Annotated in this window: 19 protein-coding genes and 2 pseudogenes; 18 read left to right on the top strand and 3 right to left on the bottom strand. The window is 63.0% G+C overall.

The genetic code is table 11. From position 1 onward, the window contains the following. Positions 1–25 precede the first annotated feature (25 nt). The 5 genes from ACLHZ1_RS16640 to frdD all read left to right on the top strand — a co-directional run bounded on the left by ACLHZ1_RS16640 (position 26) and on the right by frdD (position 5820). Positions 26–1903, top strand: a complete 1878-nt coding sequence (locus tag ACLHZ1_RS16640) for a methyl-accepting chemotaxis protein (RefSeq protein WP_427262976.1) — start codon at positions 26–28, stop codon at positions 1901–1903. A gap of 536 nt (positions 1904–2439) precedes the next feature. Further along, positions 2440–4224: a fumarate reductase (quinol) flavoprotein subunit gene (gene frdA / locus ACLHZ1_RS16635; protein WP_408792711.1), complete on the top strand. Its 1785-nt coding sequence runs from the start codon at positions 2440–2442 to the stop codon at positions 4222–4224. Then, positions 4217–4951: a succinate dehydrogenase/fumarate reductase iron-sulfur subunit gene (locus tag ACLHZ1_RS16630; RefSeq protein WP_041993027.1), complete on the top strand. Its 735-nt coding sequence runs from the start codon at positions 4217–4219 to the stop codon at positions 4949–4951. Before frdA ends, ACLHZ1_RS16630 begins: the two co-directional genes overlap by 8 nt. Before the next feature lie 11 nt (positions 4952–4962). After that, positions 4963–5361 carry a fumarate reductase subunit C gene (locus ACLHZ1_RS16625; RefSeq protein WP_427262975.1) on the top strand — a complete coding sequence of 133 codons (399 nt, stop codon included), beginning with the start codon at positions 4963–4965 and terminating at the stop codon, positions 5359–5361. 102 nt (positions 5362–5463) lie between these two features. Further along, positions 5464–5820 (top strand): fumarate reductase subunit FrdD, encoded by a 357-nt coding sequence (frdD, locus tag ACLHZ1_RS16620; protein ID WP_427262974.1) that lies wholly within the window; start codon positions 5464–5466, stop codon positions 5818–5820. Between the two features lie 77 nt (positions 5821–5897). On the opposite strand, the gene ACLHZ1_RS16615 is transcribed toward frdD, so the two are convergent. Both ACLHZ1_RS16615 and ACLHZ1_RS16610 read right to left on the bottom strand, forming a co-directional pair. Continuing rightward, on the bottom strand, positions 5898–7118 hold the full coding sequence (locus tag ACLHZ1_RS16615) for a winged helix-turn-helix domain-containing protein (RefSeq protein WP_427262973.1): 1221 nt from the start codon (positions 7116–7118) through the stop codon (positions 5898–5900). Positions 7119–7192: 74 nt separating this feature from the next. Further along, positions 7193–7834, bottom strand: a complete 642-nt coding sequence (locus ACLHZ1_RS16610; protein ID WP_427262972.1) for a class I SAM-dependent methyltransferase — start codon at positions 7832–7834, stop codon at positions 7193–7195. Between the two features lie 130 nt (positions 7835–7964). Here ACLHZ1_RS16610 and ACLHZ1_RS16605 point away from each other — a divergent pair, with 130 nt between their 5' ends. From ACLHZ1_RS16605 to ACLHZ1_RS16575, 7 genes are all read left to right on the top strand, one after another. Next, positions 7965–8630 carry a thermostable hemolysin gene (locus ACLHZ1_RS16605; protein ID WP_106887565.1) on the top strand — a complete coding sequence of 222 codons (666 nt, stop codon included), beginning with the start codon at positions 7965–7967 and terminating at the stop codon, positions 8628–8630. Then, positions 8627–10132 carry an AMP-dependent synthetase/ligase gene (locus tag ACLHZ1_RS16600; protein WP_427262971.1) on the top strand — a complete coding sequence of 502 codons (1506 nt, stop codon included), beginning with the start codon at positions 8627–8629 and terminating at the stop codon, positions 10130–10132. The genes ACLHZ1_RS16605 and ACLHZ1_RS16600 overlap by 4 nt, the downstream gene beginning before the upstream one ends. Next, positions 10129–10785: a TenA family transcriptional regulator gene (locus tag ACLHZ1_RS16595; protein WP_427262970.1), complete on the top strand. Its 657-nt coding sequence runs from the start codon at positions 10129–10131 to the stop codon at positions 10783–10785. Before ACLHZ1_RS16600 ends, ACLHZ1_RS16595 begins: the two co-directional genes overlap by 4 nt. Then, positions 10782–11630 carry an SDR family oxidoreductase gene (locus ACLHZ1_RS16590; protein WP_427262969.1) on the top strand — a complete coding sequence of 283 codons (849 nt, stop codon included), beginning with the start codon at positions 10782–10784 and terminating at the stop codon, positions 11628–11630. The genes ACLHZ1_RS16595 and ACLHZ1_RS16590 overlap by 4 nt, the downstream gene beginning before the upstream one ends. 1 nt (position 11631) lies before the next feature. After that, the gene (locus ACLHZ1_RS16585) at positions 11632–12279 is read left to right on the top strand and encodes a tetratricopeptide repeat protein (protein ID WP_427262968.1); all 648 of its coding nucleotides are present in this window, start codon (positions 11632–11634) and stop codon (positions 12277–12279) included. An 81-nt stretch (positions 12280–12360) separates the two neighbouring features. After that, on the top strand, positions 12361–13053 hold the full coding sequence (locus tag ACLHZ1_RS16580; protein WP_427262967.1) for a response regulator: 693 nt from the start codon (positions 12361–12363) through the stop codon (positions 13051–13053). Continuing rightward, positions 13050–14483: an ATP-binding protein gene (locus ACLHZ1_RS16575; RefSeq protein ID WP_427262966.1), complete on the top strand. Its 1434-nt coding sequence runs from the start codon at positions 13050–13052 to the stop codon at positions 14481–14483. The genes ACLHZ1_RS16580 and ACLHZ1_RS16575 overlap by 4 nt, the downstream gene beginning before the upstream one ends. A gap of 73 nt (positions 14484–14556) precedes the next feature. Here ACLHZ1_RS16575 and ACLHZ1_RS16570 read toward each other — a convergent pair whose 3' ends face one another. Then, complete coding sequence (locus tag ACLHZ1_RS16570) at positions 14557–15054, bottom strand: ATP-dependent zinc protease family protein (protein ID WP_427262965.1); 498 nt, start codon at positions 15052–15054, stop codon at positions 14557–14559. A 402-nt stretch (positions 15055–15456) separates the two neighbouring features. Between ACLHZ1_RS16570 and ACLHZ1_RS16565 the strand changes: the two genes are divergently transcribed. From ACLHZ1_RS16565 to ACLHZ1_RS16540, 6 genes and pseudogenes are all read left to right on the top strand, one after another. Continuing rightward, positions 15457–16500 carry a GMP reductase gene (locus ACLHZ1_RS16565; RefSeq protein WP_427262964.1) on the top strand — a complete coding sequence of 348 codons (1044 nt, stop codon included), beginning with the start codon at positions 15457–15459 and terminating at the stop codon, positions 16498–16500. Positions 16501–16644: 144 nt separating this feature from the next. After that, a pseudogene (locus tag ACLHZ1_RS16560) lies at positions 16645–16758 on the top strand (GMP reductase); the annotation flags it as partial. A 15-nt stretch (positions 16759–16773) separates the two neighbouring features. Further along, positions 16774–16887 (top strand): annotated as a pseudogene (locus ACLHZ1_RS16555) (GMP reductase); the annotation flags it as partial. Between the two features lie 94 nt (positions 16888–16981). Continuing rightward, on the top strand, positions 16982–18151 hold the full coding sequence (gene earP, locus ACLHZ1_RS16550; protein WP_427262963.1) for an elongation factor P maturation arginine rhamnosyltransferase EarP: 1170 nt from the start codon (positions 16982–16984) through the stop codon (positions 18149–18151). Positions 18152–18196: 45 nt separating this feature from the next. Beyond that, entirely contained in the window at positions 18197–18763 is a 567-nt protein-coding gene (efp, locus tag ACLHZ1_RS16545; RefSeq protein ID WP_041992985.1) for an elongation factor P, read from the top strand. A gap of 962 nt (positions 18764–19725) precedes the next feature. Then, on the top strand, positions 19726–21063 hold a 1338-nt coding region (locus ACLHZ1_RS16540; RefSeq protein ID WP_427262962.1), incomplete at its 3' end, for a retention module-containing protein.

Here is a 21063-nt window from a genome sequence, read left to right as displayed (position 1 = left end):
GACTGACGCTCACAAGGACGTAGATATGAACCTATCCATCAAGAACAAGCTGGTACTGGCCGTCGGCCTGATCATCCTGATCATCACCGGGCTGCAGGTCTGGTACAACACCACCCAGCTCAAGGGGGAAACCCAGCGCCTGGTCTGGAACATCATTGACGAGAGCTCCAGCTCCAACGTCAAGGGGATCTCCCGCTGGCTCGACTCGCGCATCGGCATGGTCACCTCCGCCAAGGAGGCCTTCACCGACCAGGATGCCCCCATCAGCCACCTGGCCCAGGCCATGAATGCGGGCAACTTCGATCTGGTCTATGCCGGCACCCAGGACGGCAAGATGATCCAGAGCAAGCCCACCAACCTGCCCGCCGACTATGATCCGCGCCAGCGCCCCTGGTACAAGGCGGCCATCGCCGCCGGCAAGCTCATCGTCACCGAGCCCTATGCGGACATCACCACAGGCCAGCTCATCGTCACCATCGCCGAGCCCTTCACCCGGGGCAACACCCAGGGGGTGATCGCCGGTGACGTCTCCATCGACAGCCTGGTCCGCGACATTCTGGCCATGAGCCAGGAGGGCACCTACGCCATGCTGGTGGACAAGAATGGCACCGTTATCGCCCACCCGGACAAGACGCTGGCCCTCAAGCCCGCCACCGAGATCTCCCCCGAGCTGACGGCGGCCAGGATCAACGAGCTGGCCCATGACGGCATGATTTCCGACATGGTGATCGGCGGCAAGGCGAGCGTGTTCGATCTCACCGAGATCCCCAACTCCAGCTGGTACTTCGGCATAGTGGTGGACGAGGCGGTGGCCTATCAGTCGGTCTCGCGCATGGTCACCTCCACCCTGCTGCAAGGGCTGCTGACCATCCTCATCGTGGCGGGCTTCTCCTACCTGGCCATCAGCCGTGCCCTCTCCCCGTTGCAGGCCCTGGGTGACGCCATCGCCGATCTCTCCCGCGGCAACGGCGACCTGACCCGCCGCATCAAGATCGAGCGGGAAGACGAGGTCGGCGCCGTGGCCAAGCACGTCAACACCTTCATCGAGCGCATCCACGTCATGGTGCAGGACATCTCCAACTCCTCCGGCCAGCTCAACCTGCAGGCCCGCTCCTCCCACGACATGGCGGAGAAATCGAGCCAGGGTCTGGCGCGCCAGCAGAACGAGATCTCCCAGATTGCCACCGCGGTGCACGAGATGTCCGCCACCGCGGTCGAGGTGGCCAGCAATGCCGAGCAGACCGCAGACGCGGCCCGCACCTCCTCCGAGAGCTGTGAACACGGCAAGCAGGTGATCGCCCGCAACCAGAGATCCATCACGGATCTGGCGGGTCAGGTGGAGCAGGCCTCCAACATCATCCAGGAGCTGGAGAAGAACGCCCAGGAGATCAACACCATCCTCTCCACCATCCAGGGGATCGCCGAGCAGACCAACCTGCTGGCCCTCAACGCCGCCATCGAGGCGGCCCGGGCCGGCGAGCAGGGCCGCGGCTTCGCCGTGGTGGCCGACGAGGTGCGGGTGCTGTCCCAGCGCACCCACAGCTCCACCGTCGAGATCCGCAGCATGATAGAGACACTGCAACGCAACACCCAGGGCGCGGTCAGCACCATGCACGAGGGGCAGCTGCTGGCCCAGAACAGCGTGGACGATGCCAGCAACGCCACCCTGGCCCTGGAGCAGATCACCGCCTCCATCAACCAGATCTCCGACATGGCGACCCAGATCTCCAGCGCCGCCGAGGAGCAGCGGGCCGTCACCGACGAGGTGAGCCGCAACATCCAGGCGGTGAAGGATGTCTCGGACGAGCTGGCCGGGGATGCGGACAGCTCCCGCGACCTCTCTGCCCAGCTCAAGAACATCTCGGGCGAGCTGAGCAACCAGGTCGGCATGTTCCGCATCTGATCTCGCCATGGCGCTCGCCAGCAACCATGATAAAGGGGCCGCACGGCCCCTTTCTGTTATGGGCACGCCATCCATGGGCACAGGCGCCCCCTCACCTCTTCCCCCCATCCGGGCACGAAACAAGCATCCTCATATGGGGAGCTTTCTGTTATAAAACAGCATGCTATTGCCGATTTCGAATTAGTTTTTTAAAGCCAATACCGAGCGTGCCCATCAGAGAATAATTCTTATTAAACAATTTTAATAAAAAACTTAAAAACTTTAGGGTTAATACCTAAAAAGAGAGGTATTTCTCGTTTTACTGACATAAAACTACGTACAATTCTGGGGTTAAAATAACCAAAGCAAGGCGTGTGGCTGATCCTGATCACTGATGGATGGCGATAATTCTGGTGTTTTCATCCAAGGAATGGGGTGACTCTAATAAAAGTCACCATTGCCAAGCACTAAAACAAAGCAGTTTGACTTGCATCAAGCCTGAATTTTTTTGATAGAGCAAAATCGTGCCCAGCAAATCTATCCCTAAGGAGGCAGATGTGGATATTATCAAGACCGATGTCGCCATCATCGGTGCCGGTGGTGGTGGCCTGCGTGCCGCTATCGCCATAGCAGAAGCCCATCCCGACCTCGAGATCGCCCTGATCTCCAAGGTCTACCCGATGCGCAGCCATACCGTCGCCGCCGAAGGTGGTGCCGCCGGTGTGGTCCGTGACGACGACTCCCTCGAGAACCACTTCAACGACACCGTCTCCGGTGGCGACTGGTTGTGCGAGCAGGACGTGGTCGACTACTTCGTCGAGAACTGCACCAGCGAGATGATCCAGCTGGAGCATTGGGGTTGCCCCTGGAGCCGCAAACCGGACGGCAAGGCCAACGTGCGCCGTTTCGGCGGCATGAAGATCCCCCGTACCTGGTTCGCCGCCGACAAGTCCGGCTTCCACATCCTGCACACCCTGTTCCAGACCTCCATCAAGTACCCGAGCATCAAGCGCTTCGACGAGCACTTCTGCCTGGATCTCATCGTGGAAGAGGGCCGCGTCCAGGGGGTGCTGACCTTCGACATCCAGAACGGCATCACCCGCTTCATCCAGGCCAAGTCCGTCATTCTGGCCACAGGTGGCGCCGGTCGCGTCTATCGCTACAACACCAACGGCGGCATCGTCACCGGTGACGGCATGGCCCTGGCCTACCGTCACGGCGTGCCCCTGCGGGACATGGAGTTCGTCCAGTATCACCCGACCGGTCTGCCGGGCACCGGCATACTGATGACCGAAGGCTGTCGTGGTGAGGGCGGCATCCTGGTCAACAAGGATGGCTACCGCTATCTGCAAGACTACGGTCTGGGCCCGGAAACCCCGGTCGGCGAGGCCAAGAACAAGTACATGGAGCTGGGCCCGCGGGATCGTCTCTCCCAGGCCTTCTGGCAGGAGCAGCAAAAAGGCCGCACCATCCCAGGCCCCATGGGCGACGTGGTTCACCTCGACCTGCGCCACCTCGGCGAGAAGTACCTGAAAGAACGCCTGCCCTTCATCTGCGAGCTGGCCAAGGCCTACGTGGGTGTGGATCCGGTGAAAGAACCGATCCCGGTGCGCCCGACCGCCCACTACACCATGGGCGGCATCGAGACCAACGGCCAGTGCGCCACCCGCATGCCGGGCCTCTATGCCCTGGGCGAGTGTGCCTCCGTCGGTCTGCACGGCGCCAACCGCCTGGGCTCCAACTCCCTGTCCGAGATAGTGGTGTTCGGCAAGGTGGCCGGTGAGCATGCCGGCGAGTTCGCCAAGACCCAGCAGCACGGCAACACCCAGGCCCTGGCCGCCAAGGCCGAGGCGCTCATCAAGCAGCACCTCTCCCTGCTCGACATCGACGGCACCGAAAACCCGGCGGATATCCGCAACGAACTGGGCCTCTCCATGGAAGCGGGTGTCGGTATCTACCGCACCGAAGAGCTGATGCAGGGCACCATCGACAAGATCAACGAGCTCAAGGCCCGTTACAAGAAGATCAAGATCAACGACAAGTCCTCTGTCTTCAACACCGACCTGCTGTACGCCATCGAGCTGGGCTACATGCTGGACGTGGCGGAAGCCATGGCCCACTCCGCCATCAACCGCAAAGAGTCTCGTGGCTCCCACCAGCGGCTGGACGGTTTCGAGGAGCGTGACGACGTCAACTTCCTCAAGCACACCCTCTCCTTCTACAACCAGGAAGGCACCCCGACCATCGACTACTCGGATGTGAAGATCACTAAATCCCAACCGGCGAAGCGCGTATACGGCTCCGAGGGTGAGAAACAAGACGAGGCTAAGAAGCATGGCTGAGATGATCGAAATTGAAATCCTGCGCTACCGTCCGGAGCAGGATAACGAGCCCTGGATGCAGACCTTCCAGGTGCCCTACCTCAAAGAGATGTCCCTGCTGGACGCCCTGCAATACATCAAGGATCAGCTGGACTCCACCCTGAGCTTCCGCTGGTCCTGCCGGATGGCAATCTGCGGCTCCTGCGGCATGATGGTCAACGGCATTCCGAAGCTGGGCTGCAAGACCTTCCTGCGGGATTACCTGCCGGGCAAGATGACCATAGAGCCCCTCAACAACTTCCCCATCGAGCGCGATCTGGTGGTGGACATGTCCGACTTCATCGAGAAGCTGGAGAGCATCAAGCCCTACATCATCCCGTCCGAGCCCCGCAGCCTGTGCGATGGCGAGTACACCCAGACCCCGGCTGACATGGCGAAGTATCACCAGTTCTCCATGTGCATCAACTGCGGTCTGTGCTACGCGGCCTGCCCGCAATACGGCATCAACAAGAAGTTCACCGGCCCGGCGGCCCTGGCACTGGCCTATCGCTACAATGCCGACAACCGCGACAGCGCGTCCAAGGAGCGGATGAAGATCATCAGCCAGGACGAGGGCGTCTGGGGCTGTACCTTCGTGGGCTACTGCTCCGAAGTGTGCCCGAAAGGGGTGGATCCGGCCGCCGCCATCCAGCTTGGCAAGGTCGAGAGCGCCAAGGACTACATGATCGCCATGTTCAAGCCGGATTGAGGAGTGAGACCATGAACAACACCCAGAGCAAACGTAAGCCCTACGTGCGCGAGATGAAGAAAGACTGGTGGCTGAAGAATGCCTTCTACACCGGTTACATGATCCGCGAAGGCACCAGCCTCTTCGTCTCCATCTACGCCGTGGTGCTGATGTGGGGTCTGCTGCGACTGGTGCAGGGTCAGGAGGCGTTCAACGGCTGGCTGGAATCCCTGCAAAGCCCCATTGCCATCCTGTTCCACGTCATCGCCCTGGCCGCCTGCCTGTTCCACGCCAAGACCTGGTTCGCCCTGGCCCCCAAGGCCATGCGCATCTTCCGTGGCGAAGACCTGGTGCCGGAGAAGCCGATCGTCATCGCCCAGTATGTGGCACTGGCGGCGGTATCCCTGCTGATCCTGTTTATCGTGGCTTGAGGCAATCAATGATGAGACGTTCTGACGCACCCGGTTATTGGTGCCGGGCTGTCACTCAGAAACGTTGGCCACGATCTCTCAATCATGATTTGAGGAAAAAATATGAGACGTTCTGACGAGCCTATATATTGGGGACTCTTTGGTGCCGGTGGCATGGTGGTCGCCATGCTGCTGCCGGTGATTGTCCTCATCACGGGTCTGCTGGTGCCCATGGGCATCATGGACGTGGAGACCATGAGCTTTGAGCGCGTGCATGATTTTGCCAGCTCCTGGTGGGGTGCCTGCATCCTGCTGGTCATCATCGCCCTGCCCATCTGGCACGGCATGCACCGCATCTACCACGGCCTGCACGATCTGGGGATCCACACCACCAAGCTGCACCACTATGTGTTCTATGGCTTCGCCTTCCTGGTGTCCGCCATCACGGTCGGTCTGCTGATGGTGCTGGTGTTCCAGTAATCCTTAGGTTGCCAGCAACAGATGATAAAACCGGGCCCAGTGCCCGGTTTTTGTTTGGCTGATATGCAGCGGGCGGGCTAAGGGCGCGGCGTTGGCCACAGGGCCCGCAGGGGCGCCGGCATGGCGCCGAGGCGAAGCAGCGGGGTCTGGTGCCAGTGCGCCAGTTTTTGCAGCGCCTTCTCCAGATCCTGCGCCAGGGTGCGGGTCACCCTGACTCCCTGCTCCAGATAGAGGCTCTTGACCTCGAACACCCCCTCCTTGCGATGGGCCTTGGCATCCATTCTGCCCACCAGCTGGCCCCGGCGCAGCAACGGCAGCACGAAGTAGCCGTACTGGCGTTTGGGGGCCGGGGTGTAGCACTCGATGCGATAATCAAAGCCAAAGAGCTCGCTGGCCCGCTTGCGATCCCACACCAGGGGATCGAACGGCGAGAGCACCGCGGTGTGGGTCGCCTTGAGGCTGCCCGCCTCTGCCCGGGCAAGCTCATCGGCCAAGGAAACGTGCACGAAGGCGCCGTGCTGCCAGCCCTCCACGCGCACCGGCAACAGCTCCCCCTCGTCCGCCAGCTGGTGGAGCAGGGCGTCGTATTTGCCGCGCCGCAGGCGGTAGTAATCCGCCACCCAGCCGGTCTTGACCAGCCCCAGCGCCCGGCAGCTGGCGCGCACCATGTCCCGCCGGGCGAGCTCAGGGCTCGGCAGATCCCGCCCATCGTCCCACTCGGGCATGACCCGCTCGGCGAGATCGTAGACCCGCTGGAAGTTGCGCCGCTCGCGCACCATCAGGCGCCCTGCGGTGAACAGCACCTCCAGATGGCGCTTCTCGGGCTTCCAGTCCCACCAGCCGTTGCCCTTGCCCTCCTTGCGCTCAAAGTCGGCGGCCCGCACCGGGCCATCCCGGCGAATCCGCTCGACTATCTGCGCTATCTCGCCGCCGTGGGTCTTGAGCCACTGGGCGGAGAACTTCCAGCCCATGGCGGCGGGATCCAGCATGCGATGGCGCAGCAGCCGGTAATCCTCGCGAGGGACGAAGCAGGCCTCGTGGGCCCAGTATTCGAAGAGATCCCCCTCGGCCAGCAGTTGTTCCAGCCAGCGCGGATCGTAGTGGCCGAGCCGGCTGAACAGCACCAGATAGGGGCTGCGGGCCACCACAGAGATGGTGTCTATCTGCAGCAGCGCCATGCGGCGGATGCAGGCCAGCAGATCGGAGGGAGCAGCCTTGGCGCGGCGCGGGGTCAGCAGCCCCTGGGCTGCAAGTTGCAGGTGGCGGGCATCTTGCAATGACAAATGGGGGATCGACATGGAAATAGGGGCATCCGTTCCTGGGTTTCAAGCCACCAGCATGCCCAAGCCGCCGCCAAATGAAAATGCCCCGTTCAGGGTTTGGTGAACACGGCTACATCCGCATGGGGAAACTCGACCTGCGCCTGCCAGCGGGCCGCCAGGGCGCGGAATGACGTCTCGGCGAAGAAGACGATGTGGGTCGGATCGTGGCGGTAGCGCCACGTCTTGAAGCGCTCGTCACCCAGCACCCGCTGGGTCTGCAACACCAGGACACCGCCGGGGTTGAGGCAGGCCCAGAGCCCGTCCAGCACGGCGCGGGGGGTGGCCAGGTGCTCGATCACCTCGGTGCTGGTGATGAAATCGTAGCGACGGGTGAGCAGCTCAGGCTGGTCGGCGTAGAACTTGTCGTAACCCGCCATCTCGAAGCCCGCCTCCCGCCCCATGGCGATGAGGGCAGGCCCGGGGCCGCAGCCAAAATCGAGGCCGCTGGCAGGAGGGCTCACCCGGGAGAGCACCTCGCCGAAGGCGCGCATCAGAAAGGTCCGGTAACGGGGATCATCCACCCGGTTGTCGTGCCCGTCATAGACCGCCTTCTCGGCCTGATCGTCCAGGTGGTCCGCCTCATCCAGCCAGACCAGCTCGCACGCCTGGCAGCGGTAATAGCCCTTGCCCGCCACCGGCAGGGGGTAGCTGTGGCGAGCCGAGCAGAGGGGGCAGCTGGCGCTTGATGACATGACGGATCCTCCTGGGTGACAGCCGCGCAGATTGCCTGCCCGCCGCCTTGCTGACAACTTTTTTTACTCCTTAAGGGTTTCTTAAGTTTGCCCTTTTACTCTCAAGCCATCCCAAGAGAAGGAGCCAACCATGACCATAGAGATCCAAGCCCCCTACAGATTGCTGCTGGCACAGTCCCCGCAGCAGGTCATGGCGCTGCAAGCCTATATCCAGGCCGCCTACACCCTCGAATTCAACGCCCGCATTCCCCATTTTCTGCCCTGTCTGCTCGGGCTCTACCGGGCCGATGGGGTGCTGGTCGGCGCCTGTGGCCTCAACCACGCCAGCACGGGGGAGCGTGAGCAGCCCCTCTATCTGGAGCAGTATCTGGAGCAGCCCATCGAGGCCGCCATCGAAACCCGCCTCGGGGTACGTCCGGCCCGCAGCCGCATCATCGAAGTGGGCAACCTCGCCTGCAGCGAGCCGGGCAATGCCCGCCTGATGTTTGCCGCCCTGTGCCGGTTGCTGTGTGACAACGCCCTCGACTACGTGGTGTTCACCGGCACCGCCAAGCTGCGTAACAGCTTTGCCCGGCTGCGCCTCAACCCGGTGGAGCTGGCCCCTGCCCAGGCCCATCAGGTGGGGGAAGACGCCAGTGCCTGGGGGGAATACTACCGCTGCCAGCCCAAGGTGATGGCCGGGGACATCAACCAGGGGCGCGAGGTGCTCGCCCAGAGCAGCCTGCTGCTCAACCTGCTGGGGCCCATGCCCATGCTTTTTAACCATGCCGGCCATGACAAGAGGTGCGCCCAATGAGCCTGTTCGACGCCATCGCCCGCCACGCCAGCCTGACGCCGCAACAACCGGCACTGCAAGGCAGCCAGGGAGAGCTGGATTACCAGACCCTGTGGCAACAGATCCAGCACCTGGCCGACCGCTTGCAGCAAGCCGGCATTCGCCGCCTGGCCCTGCAGCTCGACAACGGTCTGCCCTGGGCGCTGATCGATCTGGCCTGCACCCGGGCCGGGATAGTGGTCATTCCCGTGCCCCACTTCTTCAGCCCGGCCCAGCAGGCCTGGCTGCTGGAGAGCAGCGGGGCCGATGCCCTGGTGGGCCCCGAGCACGAGGGCTGGCAGGCCGCCGCCCCCCTCATCCTGATGACGGGCAGACCGGATGAGCAGGCGCAGCCCCTGTGGCGTCGCACCCCAACCAGCCTGCCCGAGCTGCCGGCGGGCACCGCCAAGATCACCTATACCTCGGGCACCACGGGCCAGCCCAAGGGGGTCTGCCTGTCCCTTGCCCAGATGACGGCGGTCTGCGAGTCCCTGGCCCTGCGGGTCGCGCCTGCCGGGGTCGAACAGCACCTGACCCTGCTGCCCCTGGCCACCCTGCTGGAGAATCTGACCGGCTTGTATGTGCCGCTGCTCACCGGCGCCTGCAGCCGCATCCCCTCCCTCGGCGAGCTCGGCTTCACCGGCTCCAGCACCCTCGACCCGGCCATGCTGGGCCAGGCCCTGGCACGCTGGCCCAGCCACAGCCTGGTGCTGGTGCCCGAGCTGCTGCGCCTGCTGCTGGCCCTGTGCGCCAATACCCCGGCCCTGGCCGAGCGGCTCAAGGGGCTGCGCTTCGTCGCCGTCGGTGGCGGCAAGGTCGCCCCCGATCTCATCCGCCATGCCCGCGCCTTGGGGCTCCCTGTCTATGAGGGCTATGGCCTGTCGGAATGCGGCTCTGTCGTGGCGCTCAATGGCCCGGACGCCGACCTGATGGGCAGCGTCGGCCGCCCCCTGCCCCACTGCCAGGTCACCCTGGCCGCCGATGGCGAAGTCATGGTGAGCGGCAGCGCCATGCTCGGATATCTGGGGGAAGAGAGCACCGCAGGCGAGCCTGCTGACCTGCAGATCGCCACCGGGGATCTGGGTCACCTGGACGCAGAGGGCTACCTGCACATCACGGGGCGCAAGAAGAACGTCCAGATCACCGCCTTTGGCCGCAACTTTTCGCCCGAATGGGTGGAAGCCCAGGCCCAGCTCTGTCCGGCCATCGCCCGCATGGTCATCTTCGGTGACGGCCAGCCCGCCAACGTCGCCCTGATCCAGCCGCTGCCGGGCAGCCAGTCCCAATTACCCGAGCAGATTGCCCGGCTCAACCAGCAACTGCCCGATTACGCCCGCATCCATCACTGGCTGCCGGTGGCGCTGGATCAGCACCCAGGCCTGCTGACGGCCAACGGCCGCCCCCGTCGCAACGAGATTTATCACCACTTTTCCCGGCAGATCGACCAATGCCTGACCCAAGGCCTCACAGGAGAGACCTCATGAGCTTCTACCAGACCCTGCAACACGCCACCGCCTGCGAGCGCGAGCACCTGTTCAATGCCCCCATCATCGAGGCCTGCCGCCGCGGCGACATCAGCCGGGAGACCTACCTCGCCTTCCTGGCAGAGGCTTACTACCACGTGCGCCACACGGTGCCGCTGCTGATGGCCACCGGCGGCAAGCTGGGACAGGCGTATGAGTGGGTGCGCGGCGCCATCCGGGAGTACATAGACGAGGAGTACGGTCATCAGGAGTGGATCCTGAACGACATCCGCGCCTGCGGCGGTGACGCCGAGGCGGTGCGCCACGGCCAGCCGGGTCTGCCCATCGAGCTGATGGTGGCCTTCCTCTACGACCAGATCCAGCGCGGCAACCCCATGGGCTTCTTCGGCATGGTGCAGGTGCTGGAAGGCACCAGCGTCGCCATCGCCCTGACGGTGGCGGACCAGCTCAAGAGCGGTCTGGGCCTGCCGCCCCAGGCGATGAGCTACCTGAGCTCCCACGGCGCCCTGGATCAGGAGCACCTCAAGTTCTTCGAGTCCCTGATGAACCGGGTGGAAGACCCGGCGGATCAGGCCGCCATCATTCATTCGGCCAAGGTGGTCTACCGCCTCTATGGCGACATGCTCCATCGGCTCACGGGATCCTGCCAATGAAGCTTGAAGGGAAACGCATACTGCTCACCGGCGCCAGTGGCGGCATAGGGGAAGCCCTGGCCCATGAACTGGCGGCCCAGGGGGCGCACCTGCTGCTGCACGGACGCCGGGCCAGCGCCCTGGAGCGCCTGCGCAAGGAGCTGCCTCATTCCGAACGCCACCAGACGGTGACCGCCGATCTCGGCTCGCCCCAGGAGCGGGCCAGGCTGTTGCAGCACCCGGCGCTGGAGCAGGGGCTGGATGTGCTCATCAACAGCGCTGGCTGCAACCAGTTTGCCTGGCTGGAAGACCAGAGCGGCGAGCAGGTGACGCGCCAGTTGCTGCTCAACATAGAGGCGCCCATCCAGCTCACCCGCGCCCTGCTGCCCCGGCTGCGCAAGCCCGCCGTCATCATGAACATAGGCTCCAGCCTCGGGGCCATCGGCTATGCCGGTTACAGCGTCTATTGCGCCAGCAAGTTCGCCCTGCGGGGCTTTAGCGAGTCTCTGGGGCGGGAATTGGAGGGCACCGGCATCAAGGTGCTGCACTTTGCCCCCCGCGCCACCCGCACTCACCTCAACTCCCAGGCGGCCTATGCCATGAATGCCGAGCTCGGCACCCGGACCGACAGCCCCCAGGACGTGGCCGAGGAGGCCGTCATCGCCCTGTGCAACGAGACGCGCCGCAACTGGCTCGGCTGGCCGGAGAAGCTGTTCGTGCGGCTCAATGCCCTGCTGCCCGCCCTGGTCGACAAGGCGCTGGCCAGACAACTGCCCATCATAGAACGTCATGCCCGCCACCCTGTCCCCCTGGCCACAGATCACGGGGACAACCCCGTCTGTGCCACGCACAAAAAGGAACATTGAGATGAAACACGCCACTTTCCGCCCCCGATTTGGTCACAGTCTCCTGCTGCTCGCCCTGGGAGGCACGTTGACAAGCAGCCTGGTTCAGGCCGCCGATGCCCTGCCCACCATTCAGCAGCAGTGGGCCCACTGTCAGTATCAAGAGACCGGCAAGGCCAAGGAGCGCTGCCTGGAGACCCTGAGCGCCCAGGCGGAGCAGGCGAGCGCCAAGGAGGCCTTTCGCACCGATCTGCTGATCTGGTCCGCCATCGTCAAGAGCACCTGGGCCGGCGCCAAGGGCGGCCTCGGGGCCCTCAGTCTGGTGAAGGAGGCCAAGGCCAAGCTGGAGATCGCCATCAAGCAGGATCCCAAGGCACTGGAGGGCTCCGCCTATACCAGTCTGGGCTCCCTCTACTACCAGGTGCCGGGCTGGCCGGTGGGGTTTGGTGACGACGACAAGGCCGAGCAGTTGCTCAAGCAGGCGCTCGCCATCAACCCCACCGGCATCGACCCCAACTTCTTCTACGGCGACTTCCTGCTGGATCAGGGGGACAAGGCCCAGGCGAAGCGCTATCTGGACAAGGCCCTGGCCGCCCCGGCCCGCCCTGGCCGCGAGCTGGCGGACGAGGGGCGCAGGGCGGAAATTCGCGAGCGTCTCGCCAAGCTATAAACACAAGCAGATCAGTGCGCTATTTCAACTCTGCCCACCGGCTTGCATACTGGTGGGCAGCATCGTTTGAGGGAGAGAAGAATGCGAGTCCTGTTGGTGGAAGATGATGTGATGCTGGGAGACGGCATGGTGGATGCCCTGCGCGGCAGCGGTTACACAGTGGACTGGCTGCAGCAGGGGTTGCCCGCCCTGTCGGCGCTCAAGAGCGAGGAGTTCGCCGCCCTCATCCTGGATCTCAATCTGCCGGACATCGACGGCATCAGCCTGCTGCGCAAGCTGCGCCGGGAGGGACAGACCCTGCCGGTGCTCATCCTCACCGCCCGGGATGCCCTGGACGATCGGGTGCTGGGGCTGGATGCGGGCTCCGATGACTACATGGTCAAGCCCTTCGCCCTGCAGGAGCTCAACGCCCGGCTGCGCGCCCTGGTGCGCCGCAGCAAGGGCCAGGCCCAGGCGGTGCTGGAGTATGGCGACATCCTCATCTACCCCGAATCCCAGCAGGTCACCTATCGGGGCGAGCCGGTCAGGCTCACCCCCCACGAGTACAAGCTGCTGCAGGAGCTCATCAGCCAGAGCGGCCGGGTGCTGAGCCGCGATCAGCTGCAACAGAGCCTCTATGGCTGGGACGAGGGGGCCGAGAGCAACGCGGTGGAGGTGCACATTCACCACCTGCGCAAGAAGTTCTTCCCCGAGCTCATCCGCAACATCCGCGGTGTCGGCTACATAGTGCCGCAGCCAGATACCCAGGGCAGCAGAGGGATGCCCGCCCGATGAGTCGCGTTCGCTCCATCCGCCGCTTCCTGCTCACCGGCATCCTGACCCTGGTCGGCGTCAGCCTGGCCGTCAGCGCCCTCATCGGTTATCTGGAGGCGAGCCACGAGATGGAGGAGCTGTTCGATGCCCGGCTCGCCCAGTCGTCCCGCATCACCAACCAGCTGCTGGCCAACTACCTCAAGCAGAGCAAGACACTGCCCGCCGATGGCGCCCTCTACCAGGACTGGACCCGGCAAAACCCCGGCAGCCACCCCGAGGAGCGGGGGCTCAATCTCGGTGGCGAGGACAGGGAGCTGACCCCCTACGGCCATGAATTTGAACGCAATCTCACCTTCCAGCTGGCCGATGGCGAGGGCCGGCTGCTGCTGCGCTCCCCCAGCGCGCCGCCCCGGCTGCTCGGCAAGCTGACCATCGGCTTTGATACGGTGCGCCGAGATGGCCATGACTGGCGCACCTTCACCCTCTACAACCAGGATGAGCAGACCTGGCTCATCGTCGCGGAGCGGGATGACGAGCGAGGGGAGCTGGCCAGCAAGATGGCCACCCTCACCATGCTGCCGCTCTTCATCACCCTGCCCTTCCTGCTCGGCCTGCTGTGGTGGCTGGTGACCCGCGGCCTGGCACCGCTGCGCCAGCTGACCCAGGCCATCGGCGAGCGCCACCCCGCCAACCTGAGCCCCCTCAATCTCGCCATCAAGGCCGAGGAGCTGACGCCCCTGGTGGGGGAGATCAACCGGCTGATGCACGCCCTGGCCGATACCCTGGAGCGGGAGAAACAGTTCACCAACGAGGCGGCCCACGAGCTGCGCACCCCGCTGGCGGTGCTGAGGATCCACAGCGAGAATGCCATGGCGGCAGCAGATGAAACGAGTCGACGCCAGTCCCTGGGCAAGATGCTGCTGGCCCTCGATCGCAGCGACCGCCTGCTGCGCCAGCTGCTGACCCAGGCCCGCATCGACAACCAGCAGGATCCCGTGCTGGAGCGCGTCGATCTGGGTCAGTTGCTGCAAGGCTGCCTCGCCGCCCTCACCCCCCTGGCACTGAACAAGGAGCAGCAGATCTCCCTCGAGCGCAGCGGCCGGGTACAGGTCATGGGTCAGCCCACCCTGCTGGAGCTGATGTTTGGCAACCTCATCGACAATGCGCTGCGCTACACCCCGGCCGGAGGCGTGATAGAGGTCGCCGTCGAGCCGTCGGGCAACCGGGTGCGGGTGACGGTCAGCGACAATGGCCCCGGCATCCCCGCCGAGGCGATGGCGCGCCTGTGCGAGCGCTTCTTTCGGGTCAATCCCCAGCAGGGGGATGGCGTGGGTCTGGGCATGGCCATAGTGCGCCGCATTGCCGAGCTGCACGGCGCGGACATGAACATCCGCAACCGGCCCGAAGGGGGGCTGGAGGTGAGCCTGCTGCTGCCCGCGCCGCCGACCTGATCGGGGCACCATGGACGACAAAACGCGGGGGCCAAGGCCCCCGCGCGCGACTCATGCCCCCAGGGAGGGTTCCCTAACCGCAGCTGGGCTGTACCGTGAAGGTGCGGGCGGAGTCCACCGGCCCCAGCTCCGCCAGCAGGCGGCGCCCGAGCAGCACGGGATAGAGCATGTCGCTGCGATCCCGCAGGGTGAACCACTCCTTGTAGACCTTGTCACCGACGCAAACGGACAGGGTCACCGTCGGGCGCTGCTCCATGCCACCGGCGCCGCGCACCGTCACGCTGCGCTCCACCGGCCGCTCCAGAGTCTGGCGCACCACCTTGTCGGTGTCGGCATCGGTCAGCTCCAGGGTGAAGCGCACCCAGGGCTTGCCGTCACGCTTGAAGTGGTGCAGATCCCGCGCATCCATCGAAGAGGTGAGGGCGCCGGTATCGAGTTTCATCTTGACCGCCACGGCGCCGGGCATGATCAATCCCTTCTCGATCCAGCCATAGACGGTAGGGGACGCCGCCATCCCGGGCAGGGAGAGGCAGGTCAGTAGCAGCAAGGTCATGGTTCGCAATGCAAGCACGTTTACTCCTGAGCAAGGCAGGGCCGACGCTGACCCCAGCGGTCAAGAGTGGGGATGGAACGGCCAGCTGTCAACCGGCGAGAGGCGACGTCCTGGGCAGGATGGCGCCCCTCGCGCCGCCCGCGTCAGGATCCGGGCCGGGGACGAAAAAAGAGACTCATAGGGGGAGATTTCTGGCTGGCGCCAAGGGGGGCAGAGCCGGGGAACAAGAGCCTGGGCTGCGCTCAGGTTGTGACGCCAAAGGCTACCACAGCGCAGCGTGAATTATCAGTCTTGTTCTGGCGGGATTTCTGGCTAGACTGTTGTAAACCGGAGGCCTCGAAAACCTGCGGTTTTTTTGCGCCTGCCGAAAAGTTGCCACTGCAAAGTGACGTTCAAACAAGGCTCAATAAGGAATTTGCAATGCGTATCGAAGAAGACCTGAAGCTCGGTTTCAAGGATGTGCTGTTTCGCCCCAAGCGCTCTACCCTCAAGAGCCGCGCCCAGGTCAGCCTGACCCGTCAGTTCACCTTCAAGCACACCCAAACCCAGTGGCAGGGCACCCCCATCATCGCCGCCAACATGGATACCGTCGGCAGCTTCGCCATGGCCAAAACCCTGGCCGGCTTCGAGATGATGACCGCAGTGCACAAGCACTACAGCCTCGCCCAGTGGCAAACTTTCGTCAGCGACACCGACCCGGCCCTGCTCGGCCATGTGATGGTCTCCACCGGCACCTCCGAGGAGGACTTCACCAAGACCCGCCAGATCCTCGCCATGTCAGAGGCCCTGCGCTTCATCTGCGTGGATGTGGCCAACGGCTACTCCCAGCACTTCGTCGAGTTCCTGCGCAAAATTCGTGAGGCCTGCCCGAACCACGTCATCCTGGCGGGCAACGTGGTCACCGGCGAGATGGTGGAGGAGCTGATCCTCTCCGGCGCCGACATCGTCAAGGTGGGCATAGGCCCGGGTTCGGTCTGCACCACAAGGGTCAAGACCGGCGTCGGCTACCCCCAGCTCTCCGCCATCATAGAGTGCGCCGATGCGGCCCACGGTCTGGGCGGCCAGATCGTCGGTGACGGCGGCTGCACCTGCCCGGGCGACGTGGCCAAGGCGTTTGGCGGCGGCGCCGACTTCGTGATGCTGGGCGGCATGCTGGCGGCCCACGAGGAGTGCGGCGGCGAGGTGGTGGACGTCGATGGTGCCCCCTTCATGAAGTTCTACGGCATGAGCTCGTCGAGCGCCATGGACAAGCACGCCGGCGGAGTCGCCGATTATCGCGCCTCCGAGGGCAAAACCGTGCTGCTGCCCTATCGCGGCCCGGTGGAGAACACGGTGCGCGACATCCTCGGCGGCGTGCGCTCCACCTGCACTTACGTCGGTGCCAGCCAGTTGAAAGAACTCACCAAACGCACCACCTTCATCCGGGTACGCGAGCAGGAGAACAATGTCTACGGCAAGGAGTAAGCCAGCTCCCGTTGTGTTCGCTCCACCTGCATCCATGTGGTCGGTGCCAGCCAACTCAAGGAGCTGACCAAGCGCACCACCTTTATCTGGGTGCGCGAGCAGGAGAACAACGTCTACGGCAAGGAGTAAGCCAGCTCCCGTTGTGTTCGCTCCACCTGCATCCATGTGGTCGGTGCCAGCCAACTCAAGGAGCTGACCAAGCGCACCACCTTTATCCGGGTGCGCGAGCAGGAGAACAACGTCTACGGCAAGGAGTAAGCCAGCTCCCGTTGTGTTCGCTCCACCTGCATCCATGTGGTCAGTGCCAGCCAGCTCAAGGATCTGACCAAACGCACCACCTTCATCCGGGTGCGCGAGCAGGAGAACAGTGTCTACGGCAAGGAGTAACCTGTCGCAGACCCTGTCACGCGCTGACGGTTAGAAGCCAATCCACCGGTGTGCTACCCTGCGCACCGGTTTTTTGCATCTGGAACCCCGAGCCATGACCAGCCCCCTGCCCCCATTCGACTGGGACATCTTCTGCACCGTGGTGGACAACTTCGGCGACATCGGCGTCACCTGGCGGCTGGCCCGCCAGCTGAAGCAGGAGGGGCATGGACAGGTGCGGCTCTGGGTGGACGATCTGGCCAGCTTCGCCCGCATCTGCCCGGGGCTGGATCCCGCACAAGATGGCCAGTGGGTCGACGACATCTATGTCCAGCACTGGCACGATCGCCTCCCCGCCGACATGACCCCGGCCAGGGTGGTGATCGAGGCGTTTGCCTGCGAGCTGCCCGCCCCCTTTATCGCGTGCATGGCCGAGCAGACCACGCCCCCCTGCTGGATCAACCTGGAGTACCTCTGTGCCGAAGCCTGGGTCGAGGATTGCCACGGCCTCGCCTCCCCCCGGCGGGTCGGCAGCAAGCGCCTCGACAAGTACTTCTTCTTCCCGGGCTTCACGGCCAAAACCGGTGGTCTGCTGTGCGAGCGCGGCCTCATCGCCGAGCGAGATCGCTGGCAGCAGGACGAGGCGGGGCTTGCCGCCTACTGGGCGAGCCTCGGCCTGCCGCCGAAGGAGGAGAGCGAGCTGAGGATCAGCCTGTTTGCCTACGAGAGCGAGGCGATCCGCTCTCTGGTGATCGACTGGCAGGCCAGCCCCATCCCCATCACCCTGCTGCTGCCCCTGGGGCGCGCCGTGCCGGATGTGCTGCGAGGCCTGGGCCTGGAGGGAGAGAGGGTGCAACCCGGGGATCTGCTGCGCGCCGGCAGCCTCGCCGTCAAGCTGCTGCCGATGACCAGTCAGGCAGGCTACGACCGCCTGCTGTGGAGCTGCGACCTCAATCTGGTGCGCGGCGAAGACTCCTTCGTGCGGGCCCAGTGGGCGGCAAGGCCCTTCCTGTGGCACATCTATCCCCAGGAAGAACAGGCCCACATGGTCAAGCTCGACAGCTTCCTCGACCACTACCTGGCCGGCCTGCCCCAGGAGACGGCCAGCTGGCTGCGGGCCTTCAATCACGCCCTCAACCAGGGGGAGAATACCCGCGAGCTCTGGGGGCAATGGCCCCGTCACTGCGCGGGTTGGCGCCAATATGGGCGAGACTGGTCACATAAGCTGCACCGGGATGGGGATCTCGTCACACGATTGGTGAAATTTCTGGAAAGCCGTATATAATCTGGCAGTTTTTTATTCGTCCGTTTCACGAACAGGAATTTTGACATGAAAACCGCACAGGAAATCCGCGCTGGTAACGTAGTCATGATCGGCACCGAGCCGATGGTGGTGCAGAAGGCTGAGTTCAACAAATCCGGCCGTAACTCCGCCGTGGTCAAGATGAAGCTGAAAGGCCTGCTGAACGGCAGCGCCACCGAGACCGTCTTCAAGGCTGACGACAAGCTGGAAGTGGTTCAACTGGAGCGTAAAGAGTGCACCTACTCCTACTTCTCCGATCCCCTGTATGTCTTCATGGACACCGAGTACAACCAGTACGACGTCGAGAAGGACAACCTGGGTGACGTGCTGAACTACCTGGTAGACGGCATGGAAGACATCTGCGAAGTGACTTTCTACAACGAGAAAGCCATCTCCGTCGAGCTGCCGACCACTATCGTGCGCGAAATCGAGTACACCGAGCCGGCCGCCCGTGGCGACACCTCAGGTAAAGTGACCAAGCCTGCCCGCCTGAAAGGCACTGGCTACGAGCTGGCCGTTGCCGCCTTCGTCGAGATCGGTGACAAGATCGAGATCGACAGCCGCACCGGTGAATTCAAGCGTCGTCTCTCCTGATAGACTCTTGAACGATGAGCCAATGGCCTGATGCGGATCGATCCAGGATCCAGTAGCCATTGTCCCTGATGTGCAAAGATCCGAAACCTTTGATTGGGTTTCGGATTTTTTTATATCCGCCCGGCGGGCACCCTATCCCCCGCCCCTTCTCCCCTCTCCCTCAGATCTCATCGCAAGTTCACCCAAGCGATCTCTCGCCCCCGGGGACAAGAGGGCGCACCGTTCAAGGTCCCCCGGCATCCCATCCCTGCCGGGCATTGAACTTGGCGGCGATGCGCCATGCCTCCTCATGCGGAGTGGGATGAGGCCGACACCGGGCCCAGTGCGCGCCAGCATGACCAGGAAACCAGAGGAGAAAAGCAAGGCTGCACTGATATGGAGTGCGGGATGCTCAACCCGCTCATATTCCCCTATATCAATCCGGTCTGACGAAGATGATGGCTTGAAATATACCTTGTACAATATATTTCGGCATATTAAGGCGGCAACATGGATATTTATCCTTTATGGGGATGGATAGTAAACTATATCAATCAGTACGTAACAGCGTGTCCCCGCCATTTTAATAGACTGCCATTGAATAAATAAGGCCATCTGAAAAAGACGTAATGCAAATATACCTCACCACATAAAATCATTAATGACCGATAGCTGGTGACACGCAATTTGACATCAGGACACCCATGGGAAAATACGCATAAACAAATGATTTTATTGAGCATCACTCCATTTGCGTTTGCAGTCCTTCTACCGAGGCAGCAAAGGGGTAGCGCGGGGTGTTATTTAAAATATCCAGTACTGGCGCTGAACGAGAGATAAAAAACATTTGTGATCCAGATCGATAAATAACAGTGGCCTATCATATAGATCCTTTATTTGTGACCTGGGGCGGGAGAGGGCCATGCCCTTCACCTCCATTTTTGATACTTTTATCCATAGCGAGTAACAAAAGGGTTTCTATTATGGATAAGATATTTCAGATACAGGGCGCCGTCATCACGGCGATCGAGGGACAAGTCAATCTGATAGTCGATGGGACAGAGGTGCCATTGGATGTTGGCATGACATTGCCAGAATACGGCCAACTGACCACAGGGGAGAATGGGCGATTGGGTCTCTCCCTCGAAGAGGGTCACACCCAGGAGATCCCCCCCCTTCAGACTCTGACTCTACAAGATGGTGCCGAAACTGCTCTGGACGATGAGATCTCGGCACTTCAGCAGTCGATCGTCGACGGCGCGGATCCGACCCAGATATTCGAAGCAACGGCGGCCGGGGAAGAGATGGCGGACGACGGTGCCGACGGTACATCGAACGGCGGTTATATCAATCTGATGCGTGATGGCGCCGCAACCCTGGCAGAAGCCGGGTTTGATACGGCTTACGCGAGCGCCGCCGAGGAGGAGAGGCCAGAGTGGCTGGGCTATCAGGATAGCCTGGACGGAGGGGAGGATCCCGAGCCCGATTTCGCCTCCCCCACCATTGGCAGTGTCACCCATACCGTTTATGAGGCCGCGCTGGCGGGGGGGAGTGCGCATCAACCTGAGGGCGCAGCCACACGTGGTGCCTTTAGCGTCGATCTCCATGGCCTGGGGGGCGAGGTACAGATCCTGGATCAGCGCTTCACCCTGGATGCGGGCGGCAATGCCATCCTGCCAGAGGGAGGGGTTCATATCGAGACGGGGGCCGGTGTCTTGCATATCACCGCCATTCGCGATGGCGTTTTTACCTACTCATACCAACTCAACGAAGCCCAGAGCCATGCCCCCGGCGAGGGTAACAACACCCTGCTAGAAGCGATCCCACTGACCGTCACCGACAGCCGTGGCGAGTCCGCCAGCGGCAGCCTGGACGTCACCATAGTCGATGACGTGCCGAGCGTAGGTGTCATTGGTTCTGATGACTCGGTAGATTCGGGTACCTCATACGCCGAGGGCAGTTGGAGCCACAGTTTCGGTGCCGACCTGCCGGAGGTGGCGAGCATCACCATCAACGGTGAGACGCTGACGTTGGCGCCGGGGACATCACTGGCGATACGTGGGCAATACGGCACGCTGACGGTGCACGCTGACGGCCGCTACGACTACCAGGCCAACCCGAATGCCAGTGGCACCGAGGAGTTCACCTTCTCCATTACCGACACGGATGGCGATAGCGACGAGGCGACGCTGACGGTGACCGTGGTCGACTCGACGGTGAAGCCAGAGGGCATGACGTTTGAGACCCACGACCATGAGGTGGGGAGCAGCGGCGAGTCGGTGCAGGTACTGGCGCTGGCGGAAGGGGTGATCCTGACTCAG

Origin of the sequence: Aeromonas sobria, from assembly GCF_050266975.1 — a bacterium.
Taxonomy (GTDB): Bacteria; Pseudomonadota; Gammaproteobacteria; order Enterobacterales; family Aeromonadaceae; genus Aeromonas; species Aeromonas sobria_B.
Note: the sequence above shows the minus strand (reverse complement) of the source record. Positions and strands in the feature narration are given on the sequence as shown.